Raw genomic sequence first — 12,621 nt, 5'->3', positions numbered from 1 at the left:
GGTGCCTGGGCTTGGGTCGAAGGATGGCAGAAGCAGGGATGATCGTGGTTGTACTCGGTATGACAGTACGGGCACAGCATGGTTCCGCTCCGCCGCCGCGAATGTGGAAACCTGCAGCGGCTCCTATCCGCGGATTGTGGGCGTGGTATCTGGAAAAGGGAAACTCATAATTCCGATGCCCACCATAAGTAGAACCAGTAGTTCATAACTGGTAACTATCAAGCAGGAATTCATCGCAAACGCAAAATTATCCTGAAAACAAGCGCGGATGGCTATTGACTAAGCACTAAATAGTCCTGACTCACTCAAACACCTGCGTCACACCCTCTTGTAACACCAGCACCTTTTCTTCGATTCCGTGCTTCTTCGCTTCGGAGGCGAGGAAGTGCAGCGGCTCGTCCATGGGTTCGTGTGACAAGCGGAAAGTGCCGTAGTGCATCGGCACCATGTAGCGCGCCCGCAAATCCAGGAACGCGCGCACCGCATCCGCCGGCGAGGTGTGCACGTTGCGGAACGACGGAGGATCGTAGGCGCCGATCGGCAGCATGGCCACGTCGGGCCGCAGGCGCTCGCCGATTTCGCGAAATCCCTCAAAGTAGGCGGTGTCCCCGGCATGGTACAGGGATTCGCGCCGCGAGCGGATCACGTAACCTCCGAAGCCGCGGTGCATGTCGCGCACGATACGCGCTCCCCAGTGGCGCGATGGCGTGTGCACGATGCTGACGCCATCGTGCTCGTATTCGCTCCACAAGTCGAGCTCGATGATCTCGCGGAAACCGAGATCGGAAACCAGGTCGGCCACATTGCGCGGAATCACGATGGCGGGCGCGGGCCTGTGCAGCCGTTGCGTGTGGCGGACCAGCGCTCGCAGCGATGCCCGATGCAGGTGGTCAAAGTGTGCGTGGGTTACCAGCACCAGGTCCAGCGCCGGCAGATCCCGGATCATCAGCCCGGGACGCCGCAGTCGCTTGAGCACGAACAGCCAGCGGGCGAAGTTCGGATCGATGATGAGGTTGCGGCCGGCAATCTGCACGAAAAAACTGGAGTGTCCAATAAACGTGAGCCCGAGCTGCCCGTTGCGGGCCAGAACCGGTTTTCGCACCTGTCCGGTGCGCCGCGTTAGCGCGGAGTGGCGCACCAGTTTGCTGAACTGCCGGGCCCGCCGTCGGAGTGTGACATTGATCATTTGCCTATTAGACGCGCAACCAGGCGATGATGATTCTGACCCGACGGGCGATGTTTAAGCGCGGCCGGGGCGCTCCGTCGCTCACAAGGGTCGCTCGCAACGCGCGACTTTGTATAATCACTTGCGGTTCTTTTTCGAGACAGTGAGGCAGACATGCGGGTTGCTTTTTTGGGATTGGGAATCATGGGTCGCCCGATGGCGGCGAACCTGGTCAAGGCAGGACATGAGGTCGCGGTATGGAACCGGTCCGCCGGCAAGCACGTGGATGGGGCGCGGGTAGCGGTCAGCCCGGCCGATGCCGCGCGCGGTGCTGAAGTGGTGTGGATGTGCGTCGCCGACACCGCCGCGGTCGAGCGCCTGTTGTTCGCCAGCGATGGCGTCGACAGCGTTCTGGAGCCGGGCATGATCATTGCCGATTCCAGCACCATTGCGCCTTCGGCCACGCGCAAGTTTGCCGAGCGCGCGCGCGCCAAGGGCGCCGATTTCGTGGATGCTCCCATCACCGGTTCCAAGGTCGGCGCCGAGACCGGGCAGCTGATTTTTATCGTCGGCGGCGAAGATGCCACCGTCGCCCGCCTCGAACCTCTGTTCAGCGTCATGGGGAAAAAAGTCATCCACATGGGCCCGACCGGCAGCGGCGAATCGGCCAAGCTCGGCGGCAACCTGATGATCGCTCTCATGTTCGAAGGCTTCGCCGAAGCTCTCACCCTCACCAGCAAGCTTGGTGTGCCGCGCGAGCGCTTCATGGAACTGGTGAATGCGTCCATGATCCGTTCCGGCGTCTCCGACTACAAGGCGCCCTTCGTCCTGCGCCGCGACTTTTCCCCCAACTTTCCTCTCCGCCTCATGCATAAGGACATTCATCTCATGCTTGACGCCGCGCGCGAAGCGCGTGTGAAATTGCCCGGCTTGGAGACGGTGGAAGAGATTTACGAAATTGCCACCGAGGAAGGCCAGGCCGACCTGGACTACGCGGCGACATTGGCATTATTGGAAAAGTGGGCCGGGTTCGATCGCCAAACCACCACGGCGTGACGTAAAGGCCCTTCCAAATTCACCAGTTTCACGGAGGCAGGCGTGAAACGGCCCTCGCTGGGCGCGCTGCTGTTTGGCCTGGCTCCTTTCCTCGGCGTTTGTTTCTCCGTTTCTCTCTGGGATCGGCTGGAACCCATGGTCCTGGGGATTCCATTCAACATGTTCTGGCTGATCTCCTGGGTGGCGCTGACCCCGCTGTGCTTGTGGGGTGCGTACCGGCTGGAGAGGCGTCGCGGAAACACCCGCGACCAGGGCACGCTGCCATGAGCCCGAGCGCGGTGGCCCTGACACTGATCTTCGGCATCGTGGCCCTGGGCTCGGGGATTGGCTTCTACGCCGGGGCGCGCTACAAGATGGACCTGGAACAATGGACGGTCGCCGGCCGCGGCTTCGGCTTGCTGCTGGTCTGGCTGCTGATGGCGGGCGAAATCTACACCACCTTTGCCTTCTTGGGCGCCAGCGGCTGGGCCTATGCCCGTGGTGGACCGACACTCTACATCCTCGGCTACCTTACCCTGGCTTACGTCGTCTCGTTCTTCATCCTGCCACAGATTTGGGAGGTAGGCCGGCGGCACTCGCTGCAGACGGAAGCGGATTTCTTTCGCCAACGGTACGGCAGCACCCACCTGGCCGCGTTCGTCTCCCTGGTGGGCGTCGTGTTCATGGTCCCTTATCTGCAACTGCAATTAACGGGTTTGGGAATCATCGTGGAGGTGGCCAGCTTCGAGGGGATCAGCCGCACTCCGGCGATGCTGATTGCCTTCGCCCTGGTGGCGGCATTCGTATTCACCAGCGGCATCCGCGCCGTGGCCTGGGTCAGCGTCTTGAAGGATATCCTGCTGCTCGCGGCGGCATTCACCGTCGGCATCGGCGTGCCCTATCACTACTTCGGCGGCATCGGCCCCATGTTCGCGGCTTTGATCAAGGCCAAGCCGCACCACCTCACCATGCCGGGTTCGACATTGAACCTGGGTCACTCCTGGTACATCTCGACCGTGTTGCTTACCTCGTTTGGTTTTTATATGTGGCCGCACGCGTTCGGCAGCGCCTATACCGCCAAGAGCGGCAACACGCTGCGCCGCAATGCCGTGGTGATGTCGCTCTACGGCATCACGCTGCCGCTGATTTTTTTCGCCGGCTATGCCGCAATCCTGGTGGTGCCCGGCTTGAAGAACGGCGACCTCTCGCTGCTCACCGTGGTCCGGCAAACTTTTCCCGCATGGTTCCTGGGACTGATCGGCGGTGCGGGCGCGCTCACCGCAATGGTCCCCGCGGCCATCCAGATCCTGACCGCGTCCACCTTGTTTGCCAAGAACTTATATCGTCCTGTCTTTGCGCCCGACACCAGCGACGCGCAGGTTGCCCGGTTGGCGAAGATCATGGTGCTGGTGATTACCGCGATCGCGCTCTATTTCGCAATTTACAGCTCAACCACACTGGTCTCGCTGCTGTTGTTGGGCTATGCCGGGGTCACGCAGTTTTTTCCCGGCGTGGTGCTGGGGCTGTATTCGCGGAGAGTGACCGCGGCAGGCGTGTTCGCCGGTCTGATCGTTGGTGTAGGAACGGTGGCGGCCTTGATGCTCAGCAAGCACGACCCGTTTCATGGGCTGAACGCCGGGTTTTGCGCCCTGTGTCTGAACTTCGCCGTTTCCGCGGCCGTAAGCCTGCTCTCGCCGGCGCCGGAGGGCAGGTCTTCTGAGCAGTTCTGAATACTGAAAGAAGCAGGACCGCCTACGACCAGGGCTCGTAACCCAGAATGCTCAGAACCGCGAGGCGGAGGCGCACGATGCCAGTTCACGCAGCACGTCGAAGATCTCCACTTCGTACTGCGAATCGGCGAGCGACTCCAGCGGCACGGAAGCCGAAAAGTGGGGCGAACTGCGGCGGAAATTCACGTTGAGAAAATCGCAATCTCGGGATGCGACCAGCGCCGTCATCATGGTCGTGATCTCCCGCTGCCAGTCATTGCGCGTGGTCAGCACGAACGGCTCGCAGTGCTCCACTGCAACTCGTCCGCGGCTCCTGGGGAAGTGACGCGTGCGGCCGCACCAGCGGTGGTTGTAAACCTGCAGATTAAAGGCGGGCGGGCACTCCAGGTCGGCCTCGAAGGTCAGCGTTTCTTTCCGCCTGCGAAAGCGCGCCCATAGCCAGTTCAGGGGCAGCTCTCGAGGATGAAGGTCCACCAGCACCGATGCGTGCTGGAACAACGCGCTCAATACCCGCAGGCGCACCGAAAAGCGCGACGCGCCCGCCCAGCGCACGCCGATGATCTGGGCGTGCCCCGCAAAAGCGTTCTTGATCCTTTGCAGGACCTCGATGGACTTGCGGCGATTGTGCCGCCGGAACCACAGGTACCACCCGAGCACCAGCACCATCCCGGCGATGACGGCAACAACAGTCGAGCCCACCATAACCCCTGCCATATAAAGATGCGTTGCCCCCCGACCGCAGATGTCACCGGCGGAGGGTTCGACACTTTTCCTGCCGTTGGCACAACTACGATGCTCGGGATTCGATGGAGAGGCTTGCCGGCCCAGCTACAAGCCTTTGTACGCGCCACCGTCCACCAGAATCGTCTGGCCGGTGATGAACGACGCGCGTTCCGAAGCCAGCCACACGATGGTTTCGGCAACTTCTTCAGGTCGCGCAATTCTCCCCAGCGGAGAACTTGCGGCCCAGCCCTGATAAATACTTTCTTCGGAAACGCCCCTTGCCGCCGCCTGCGCCTTTGCCAGTTGTTTTAGTCGCTCGGTGGCGGTATACCCCGGCCCGACGTTGTTGACCAGGATCCCGTCCTTTCCGAACTCATTCGCCAGGCTCTTCACCAGTCCGGCCACCCCGGTGCGCACCGCGTTGGAAAGCACGAGGTGTTCTACCGGTTGCTTGACGGTGAGCGAGGTGATGGTAATCAGCCGCCCCCATTTTTTCTTCTGCATGTGCGGGATCACGGCGCGAGCGAAATAAACCACGCTGAGCAGGTTCATCTCGACCGCGCTGTGCCAGTCTTCATCGCTGGTATCCAGAAAAGTTTTTGCGGGCGGGCCTCCCGCGTTGGTGACACAGACGTCCACTCCTCCGTACCGCTCCACGACACCGGCGACAAATTGGCGCACCGCTCCGGCATCGGCGACATCCAACCCTTCGCAATGTACCGGCACACGATGCTTGCCGGCAATCGAGGCCGCAGCCAGGCGCAAGCTTTGCGTGCTGCGCGCGCAAATTGCCAGCCGGCAGCCTTCGGCGGCGAACGCTTCTGCCGTCGCCCGACCCATCCCCTGGGCGGAAGCGGCAACAATCACCACCCGATCTTTCAGACCTGTTTCCATGAATTTGAAATTTGAAACTCGAGAATTTGAAACGTGGCGAGCGGTCCGGAAAGACTTCAAATTCTCAAATTTCCAATTTCAAATTACTAGATTACTAAATTACCCTGCCGTCTTCCCGGGCCCGGTCTGCACCAGGAACATCCCGCCCGGACCCCCGGGTTGAATGTGGTTCTTCTCGAAGCACTCCTTGATCCGGCGGCGAAGTTCCCGCGTCACCGCGTACTGCGCGCCCGGGCGCGTTTTTACCAGCATTACGTAATCCACTTCGTTGCCGCTGACGCGCTCGATGCCCGGCACCTGCGGGTCGGAAACGAGCAGGGAGGCGATGTTTTCGTCCGCCCGGATTTCCTGCCCGACTTCCTTCAGCACGCTGATCACCTTGTCGCTGCTCTCGTTGTAGGCGACCGACACGTGCAGCGCCACCTGCGCCCAGTCGCGCGTCAGATTGGAGACAATATCGATCTTACTGTTGGGAACCGTGGAGAGCGCGCCTTGGTCGTCGCGCAACAAAGTGGCGCGCAAGGTCATGCGCTCGACCACGCCGGTGATGCCGCCTACGCGCACCGTGTCCCCAACCTCGTACTGGTTTTCCATCAGGATGAAGAAGCCATTGATCACGTCGTGTACCAGGGTTTGCGCGCCAAACCCGATGGCCAGCCCCGCTATCCCCGCGCTCGCCAGCAACGGTCCCATGTTGATCCCCAGCACCGGCAGGACCTGCAGCAGGGCCAGGAACACGAGCACGAACGTGCCCGCGCTGTACACCACTCCACTCAATGTCCGAAGTTGCTGCGCGCGAAAGCCGCTGGGCAATTCCTTGGATTCGCCGAACGCTCGCAGGCGGCGCGTCACCGCTTTGAGCAGGCGGACCAGGACGAACGTTACCACCACGATGAAGAGGATTTTGGGAAGGTCCACGCGCACGAAATTCAGCGCGTCGGCGCGCCAGTGCTCCCAGACCTGCCCGGCAGTCTGTATGGAAGGCTCAGACATCGTATAAGTGCGCGATTATAGCAGCGCCAAGCACGGCTCTTTTATAATCAGCGCACTCCATGCTCATGAGGTCATCGTGAGGCTAGCTATCCTCGTATCATTTCTCGTGGTGTTGTTTTGTTTGTGCGTTCTTCCTCGAACCCATGGCGACCTCGCCGGCCCTGGGGACAACCGCAGCGTCGATCCCCAGTTCGGGCGGCAGCGCATTGAGGATGAGCAACGGATGGAGCGCGAGCGCTTGAAAGAACGCAACAAGCAGCGGCAGGCGAAGCTCAAGCGCGATACCGATAAGTTGTTAGCGGTTGCCACCGAGTTAAAAGAGTACGTGGACAAAACGAACGAGAATGTTCTCTCCGTCGACGTTGTGCGCAAGGCCGACGAGATCGAAAAACTTGCCCACTCGATCAAGGAAAAAATGAAGGACCAGTAGATGTGACGCCCGGCCGGCGTGCTCATTCCCCAGAAAATCCGGCGTCCAAGGTCTGGCTTTGCGCTCTTGGTGAAGTTCAGTTGAGGTTGGACGAGGGCTGGATGTCGTACTGCCGGATCTTGTACAGCAACGCCTTGTAACTGATTTTCAGCAGCGCCGCTGCTTTCTTCCGGTTCCAGTTAGTTTCCGTCAGCGCGCGGCTGATCGCTTCCATTTCCGCTTCATCTTTGACGCTGCGCACCAGGCCCTTCAGCCCACTGCCGCCGGCGTTGCCTCCAACTCCCGCTCCGGAGGCGGCCGCCAGCACTTTTTCAGCGTGCGGTGTCAATTCAGCGATCGCCAGTTCCTCGTCGCCGAGCACCATGTAGCGCTTGATGAAATTTCCCAGCTCGCGCAGGTTTCCTGGCCAGCCGTACCGCTCGCAGGCCTGGATCAGCGACGGAGTCAGCGGCAGCGCCGGGCGCGCAAAGCGCTCCGCTACCTGGCCCATGAAGTGCTTCAGCAGCAGCGCAATTTCTTCTCTGCGGTCGCGCAGCGGCGGAAGGTTGATGGTGAAACCGTTGAGTCGGTAATAAAGGTCCTCGCGCAGTTTCTTCTCCGCGATCGCTTCCTGGATGTTGATGTTGGTCGCCGCCAGCACGCGCACATCCACCTTCTGCACGGTGCGGCTGCCCAGTCGGGAAAACGTCTGGTCCTGCAGCACGTGCAGCAGCTTGGCCTGCAACGGAGCCGGCATCTCGCCGATTTCATCCAGCATGATCGTGCCTTTGTTGCAGAGCTCGAATTTTCCCGGCTTGGCGTGCGTGGCTCCGGTGAACGCGCCGGGCTCGTAGCCGAACAGCTCGCTTTCCAGCAGGTCGGCGGGTACGGCGGCGCAGTTCACTTTCAGGAACGTGCGGTGCGATCGCGGCGAATACTTGTGAATCATCTTGGCGATCACTTCCTTGCCGACACCGCTCTCCCCCAGGATCAGCACCGGGATGTCTACGTTCGCCACCAGCTTGGCCTGCGAGCGGATCTGCCGCATGGCCGGGCTGCCGCACACGAAGAACACGTCGTCGCCCAGGTCTTCGATCTCGCCCTGCGGCGCGGTTACCGTCGCTTTTCCGCCGATACATTGCTGGATCACTGCTTCCAGATCGTTTTTCTGGAAGGGCTTGGTCAAATAATCCTGCGCGCCCAGCCGGATCGCCTGCACCACTTTGCGGGTGTCGCTGACGCAGGACAGCATGATGACTTTCAGCTGCGGACAACGTTCGCGCATCTGCTCCAGCGTTTGCAGCCCGTCCATGCCGCCGGGCATGAGCACGTCGAGCAATACCACGTCCGGCGTCGCTTGCTTTAGCTTCTCCAGCGCCACTTCACCGCTGGCGGCGGTGTCCACGTTGTAGGATTCGACCTCGAGCAGCGTCTGCAAGTAGCGCAGCATGCTCGGTTCGTCGTCAACGACAAGGATCTTCGGCGAGTTTCCAGTCACTTCCGCGATCTGCCTTTCGGTTCGTTGAATGGATGATTGATTATCCGGCTATCCGTGCTTTAGCGGAAGCAGGAAAGAGAATTTACTTCCGCAACTGGGTTCGCTTTCCACCCAGATTTTCCCGCCGTGGGCCTGCACCAGCCGCCGCGCGATGCCGAGGCCCAGTCCCATTCCACCGCTATTCAGTTCCCGGTTGTTCGGGATCTGGAAAAAGTCTCCAAAAATTTCCTGGTGGTACTCAGGCGGTATCCCCGGGCCGGTGTCGGCCACGCTGACCCGCACCGCGTTCGGCGCTCCCACTGCATGCTTGCGTCGTTCCCGCGCCTGCGGCCGAACTTCCAGTACACGCCGTTCCCACAATTGAGGCTCCGCGTTCAGCCACACCGTCCCCCCCTGCGGCGTAAACTTCAACGCGTTCTCCAGCAGGTTGGATACGACGCGCTGGATGCGGTCGTAGTCGAAGGCAAATGGCTGCAGATGTTCGCTCGCCAGGTAGTAAAAAGCGATCCCTTTGGATTGAAAGCGGGGCATCCAGAAGCCACAGATTTCCGTGAGGCAGCCGTGCAGATCGCGCGGCTCATCCAGTTGCAGATTCAAATTGCCGGTCTGCAGCGCGCTGAAGGTGAGGAAGTCGGTGATCAGGCGGTGCAGACGCTGGCTGCTGGAATGCATGTCCTCAAGGCAGCGGTTTTGAAGCTCTGTCAGAGGGCCGAGCTTGCCGCTCATCATCAGTTCGATGTATCCGGAAACCACCGCCAGCGGCGTGCGCAAATCGTGCGCCGCCGTGGCCAGCGCTTGCGCGCAACGCTGGTAATCGATCTCCAGTTGTTGATAGGCCCGGAGCAGATCGTCTTGCACGACTTCGTTCTTCTTCCCGTCGGCGGCGGCAAGAAATGCCTTTTCGATGGCCCGCCTTGTCGATGCGGCTGCAGCCGCGTTCTCGGAGTGTTCAGGCATGGCAATTCTCAGGTCGGCACTCTGAGGGGAGAAAGCGACGCAGGTAGCCTACTCGGGTGTCTCGATGATAGGAGAGCCGCAGGATGAAGTCAAGGAAGTGGTGCAAGTAATTTCCTCGATAGTCGCAAAAGGTTGCTGCATTTGCTGGGCGGATGCCGCCGAATTTTATTGTAAACATTGCCCACGACCACGCGTAAATACTGAGCTGATAATCGCTTAGCGTAGTTTTCCACGTTAGATTCGTGGTCTAAGGTGTTTGGCACATCATGTGCCCCCAGATGCACGGGAAAACGCTTAATGCAGAAGCCACCCTCCGAGCGACGGAAGCATCAGCGTTTGCCATTATCGATCCCCGTTTTTGTCCGCGGCGTCGATCAGGATGGCAAAGAGTTTCTGGAATTTGCTACCGCTCTCAACATCAGCGCCGGAGGTATTTTGTTGGCAACCAGGCGCAGTTTGCCGCGTTCCGCCAATCTGTCCCTGGAAATTCCTGTAGCTCCTCTTCCCCCCAATACCGTCTCCCCCCAATCAGTACGTAGCCTTAAAGCCAAGCTGGTTCGTATTACCCATGGCGAGCGCTGCCATCTGCTTGGCCTCAAGTTTCATCGCCCCCTGCATGAAACAGCAAAAGGGAAAATTGCTTCCGCATAGGAAAGTAATTTCCCATATTTCATGTCCTCCCCTGCGGCTCAAGAATTCGAATATCGTGTAAGTTGCTGAAAATACATTAGCCTTTAGTTTCTCGGCCAAGAGCCAGGGCATACTATGCCCCACTAAGGTGGGTGCAAACTTTGGCAAATAGAGTGCAATATACGTGAGTAGCCACAGATTTCAGGAGAGGTCTTCACGATGGCAGTAGCTGGAGCCACTTTTTCAACCGATCGCTCGTCGCCGGTGCCTCCGGATTCGGTCCTGTTTGGCAGTACCCGCGCCATGCAGGCGGTACGCGAACGCGTACAAAAAATCGCCAGCGCCAACCTCCCCGTCCTCATTCAAGGGGAGAGCGGCACCGGCAAGGACATCATCGCGCGTATCATCCACAACCTGTCCGCCTGGTGCAATGGCCCCTGGGTGAAAGTGAACTGTCCTGCTATCCCCGGCACCTTGCTGGAGAGCGAACTGTTCGGCTACGAAAAGGGAGCATTCACCGGAGCTTATGGCTCCAAGCCGGGGCGCGTCGAACTCGCCAACCGCGGCACTCTGTTCTTGGACGAAATCTCCGAACTCGACTACAGCCTGCAATCCAAGCTGCTCCAGTTGCTGCAGGACGGACAGTTTTGCAGCATCGGCGCGCAAGAGGACAAGAAGGTTGAAGTCCGCGTCGTCTGCGCAACCAACCGGGTTCTGGAGAACGAAGTGGAAGCCGGGCGCTTCCGCCAGGACCTCTTCTATCGCATCAACGTCGTCAACATTCAAATGCCGCCGTTGCGCGAGCGCGCCGTCGACATCCCCGTGCTGGTGCATTACTTTCTCGAACTCTACAACGAAAAATACAACTCCCGTGCCCGTACGCCTTCGTCGCAGCTGCTTACCCAGCTCCAGCACTACCACTGGCCGGGTAATATCCGCGAGCTGGAGAACCTGATGCGCCGTTACTCCATCCTCGGTACCGAGGAGGCGATCACCTCCGAATTATTGCCGCGCAAGCAAGAGATGTTCGACGACGATTTCCCCGTCGACGGACCGATCTCGCTGAAAAAGGTCACGCGCCAGGCGGTGTTGGAGCTGGAACGTAAGATCATCTTCAAAGTCCTGCAGGCGAACCATTGGAACCGTAAGCGTGCCGCCCGGGCCTTGAACATTAGTTATCGCGCCCTGCTCTACAAGATCCGCGATGTCGGACTACCGGCCATCCGCGGACGTAGCCGCGTCGAAATAACGCCGCCTGCGCCGCCCGAAGTCTAAACCGCCTCCGTCTCTCTGTTTGCGCCGCTGCCTTCGTCCATCGAAGGCAGCTTTTTTTTGCGTGCGTTGCCTGTGATCCTCCTGCTTGCTGAGCTCCCGCTTCGGAGATAGCATTCCCCTGAAAATCAGCTCGTCCCCCGATCCTCTGTTGCAGGACAGGTCGAGGGTTTTCCTGATTCCGGGAGGGTCTCATGAAGAATCTCCGTTTTCCGGCATTGACGCTCGTCCTTGCGCTGCTGGCGCCGCTTGCCGTGGCACAATCCAAAATCGTGATTGCGGCCGGCACGCCCGAAGACCTGGAGTTGCAGCGCATCTCCAACGAGGCGGACGCGCAGAAGCGTACGGCCATGCTGCAGGAATTCGTGCAAAAGTTTGCCTCCAATCCCGCCGCCGCCGCGTTTGGCAATTGGCAATTGTCCCAGCAGTATGGCGCCGCCAACGATCCTCAGAAGGCCCTGGAATACGGCGACAAGGCGCTGGCCGCCATGCCGGATGCGGTCGAAATCCTGGTCTCGCAGACCGACTTCGCGCAGCAGCTCAAGGATTCCACCAAGGTCGTGGACTATGCCGTGCGTGGCGCCACCATCATCGACAGTGTCGGCAAGCCGCCCAAACCGGCCGACATGCCGGAGCAGGCTTACGCTTCGCAGATTGCCGATCAAAAGGAGGCTCTCAAGCCGAGCTACCAGTACATGGAAGTTGCCGCCTACAACGCCATCACCGGCGAGAAGGTCGCGCGCACCCGCATGCCGGAAATCGAGAAATTTCTTGCCGCGTTTCCCGCATCGCAATTCGGTGAGTCAATGGCGACGCTGGCGATTGTGACCTTCCAGGAGATGAAGGATTCCGCCGGCCTGGCCGCCTTCGGCGATAAAATGCTGGCGCAGAAACCCAAAGACATGAGGCTGCTCACCGTACTCGCCAGCGCCTACGCCAGCGATCCGGCGCACATGGCTCAAGCGGGCAGTTATGCACGGCGCGCTATCGAATTGCAGAAGACTGCCGCCTCCGCCACCCCCGATGACCGCAAGCTGGCCGGGGTGGCGCATTCTGTGCTGGGCCGCACCTTGTTGCAGGAAGGGAAATTCCCGGCCGCCGCCACCGAGTTGAAAACCGCGACCACGCTGTTGCGGGATTCTCCCGACGATCTTGCCGGCGCCTGGTATTTTCTCGGCTTCACCTACGCCAAGATGGAACGCGCCTCCGACGCCATCGGCGCCCTCACGCAAGCCGGCAACATCAGGGGGCCATATCAGCAACCGTCGCAGGATTTGCTGGCGAAAATCAAGGCCGCGCGCGCAAAGCAATAGCC

13 protein-coding genes are annotated in these 12,621 nt (G+C 60.0%); 7 read left to right on the top strand and 6 right to left on the bottom strand.

The genetic code is table 11. The annotated features are described in order from the left end of the window. Positions 1-301: 301 nt before the first annotated feature. On the bottom strand, positions 302-1,186 hold the full coding sequence (locus VFI82_14975) for an MBL fold metallo-hydrolase (protein ID HET7185987.1): 885 nt from the start codon (positions 1,184-1,186) through the stop codon (positions 302-304). Positions 1,187-1,339: 153 nt separating this feature from the next. Between VFI82_14975 and VFI82_14970 the strand changes: the two genes are divergently transcribed. From VFI82_14970 to VFI82_14960, 3 genes are read left to right on the top strand one after another with little or no spacing between them, the layout of a single operon-like run. Then, complete coding sequence (locus VFI82_14970; GenBank protein HET7185986.1) at positions 1,340-2,221, top strand: NAD(P)-dependent oxidoreductase; 882 nt, start codon at positions 1,340-1,342, stop codon at positions 2,219-2,221. A gap of 42 nt (positions 2,222-2,263) precedes the next feature. Continuing rightward, entirely contained in the window at positions 2,264-2,488 is a 225-nt protein-coding gene (locus VFI82_14965; GenBank protein ID HET7185985.1) for a DUF3311 domain-containing protein, read from the top strand. After that, entirely contained in the window at positions 2,485-3,930 is a 1,446-nt protein-coding gene (locus VFI82_14960; GenBank protein ID HET7185984.1) for a sodium:solute symporter family protein, read from the top strand. The genes VFI82_14965 and VFI82_14960 overlap by 4 nt, the downstream gene beginning before the upstream one ends. 51 nt (positions 3,931-3,981) lie before the next feature. On the opposite strand, the gene VFI82_14955 is transcribed toward VFI82_14960, so the two are convergent. From VFI82_14955 to VFI82_14945, 3 genes are all read right to left on the bottom strand, one after another. Continuing rightward, on the bottom strand, positions 3,982-4,632 hold the full coding sequence (locus tag VFI82_14955; GenBank protein ID HET7185983.1) for a hypothetical protein: 651 nt from the start codon (positions 4,630-4,632) through the stop codon (positions 3,982-3,984). Between the two features lie 126 nt (positions 4,633-4,758). Further along, positions 4,759-5,547, bottom strand: a complete 789-nt coding sequence (locus VFI82_14950) for an SDR family oxidoreductase (protein ID HET7185982.1) — start codon at positions 5,545-5,547, stop codon at positions 4,759-4,761. Between the two features lie 99 nt (positions 5,548-5,646). Then, positions 5,647-6,540, bottom strand: coding sequence for a mechanosensitive ion channel family protein (locus VFI82_14945; GenBank protein ID HET7185981.1), 894 nt, complete (start codon positions 6,538-6,540; stop codon positions 5,647-5,649). Between the two features lie 76 nt (positions 6,541-6,616). On the opposite strand from VFI82_14945, the gene VFI82_14940 reads away from it, so the two are divergent. Next, positions 6,617-6,970, top strand: a complete 354-nt coding sequence (locus VFI82_14940) for a hypothetical protein (protein HET7185980.1) — start codon at positions 6,617-6,619, stop codon at positions 6,968-6,970. 76 nt (positions 6,971-7,046) lie between these two features. Here VFI82_14940 and VFI82_14935 read toward each other — a convergent pair whose 3' ends face one another. Together VFI82_14935 and VFI82_14930 are read right to left on the bottom strand one after the other, a co-directional pair. Beyond that, on the bottom strand, positions 7,047-8,447 hold the full coding sequence (locus VFI82_14935) for a sigma-54 dependent transcriptional regulator (GenBank protein ID HET7185979.1): 1,401 nt from the start codon (positions 8,445-8,447) through the stop codon (positions 7,047-7,049). A gap of 48 nt (positions 8,448-8,495) precedes the next feature. Continuing rightward, on the bottom strand, positions 8,496-9,404 hold the full coding sequence (locus VFI82_14930) for a HAMP domain-containing sensor histidine kinase (protein HET7185978.1): 909 nt from the start codon (positions 9,402-9,404) through the stop codon (positions 8,496-8,498). A 297-nt stretch (positions 9,405-9,701) separates the two neighbouring features. Here VFI82_14930 and VFI82_14925 point away from each other — a divergent pair, with 297 nt between their 5' ends. The 3 genes from VFI82_14925 (at position 9,702) to VFI82_14915 (ending at position 12,619) form a co-directional block, all read left to right on the top strand. After that, entirely contained in the window at positions 9,702-10,055 is a 354-nt protein-coding gene (locus tag VFI82_14925; protein ID HET7185977.1) for a PilZ domain-containing protein, read from the top strand. Positions 10,056-10,253: 198 nt separating this feature from the next. Beyond that, positions 10,254-11,309 (top strand): sigma-54 dependent transcriptional regulator, encoded by a 1,056-nt coding sequence (locus tag VFI82_14920; protein HET7185976.1) that lies wholly within the window; start codon positions 10,254-10,256, stop codon positions 11,307-11,309. Positions 11,310-11,500: 191 nt separating this feature from the next. Beyond that, complete coding sequence (locus tag VFI82_14915; protein ID HET7185975.1) at positions 11,501-12,619, top strand: hypothetical protein; 1,119 nt, start codon at positions 11,501-11,503, stop codon at positions 12,617-12,619. The last annotated feature ends 2 nt before the right edge of the window (positions 12,620-12,621 follow it).

This window comes from Terriglobales bacterium (assembly GCA_035691485.1).
Classification (GTDB): Bacteria; Acidobacteriota; Terriglobia; order Terriglobales; family Acidobacteriaceae; genus JAIQGF01.
The sequence above is the reverse complement of the archived record's forward strand: the minus strand, read 5'-3'. Positions and strand labels throughout refer to the sequence as shown.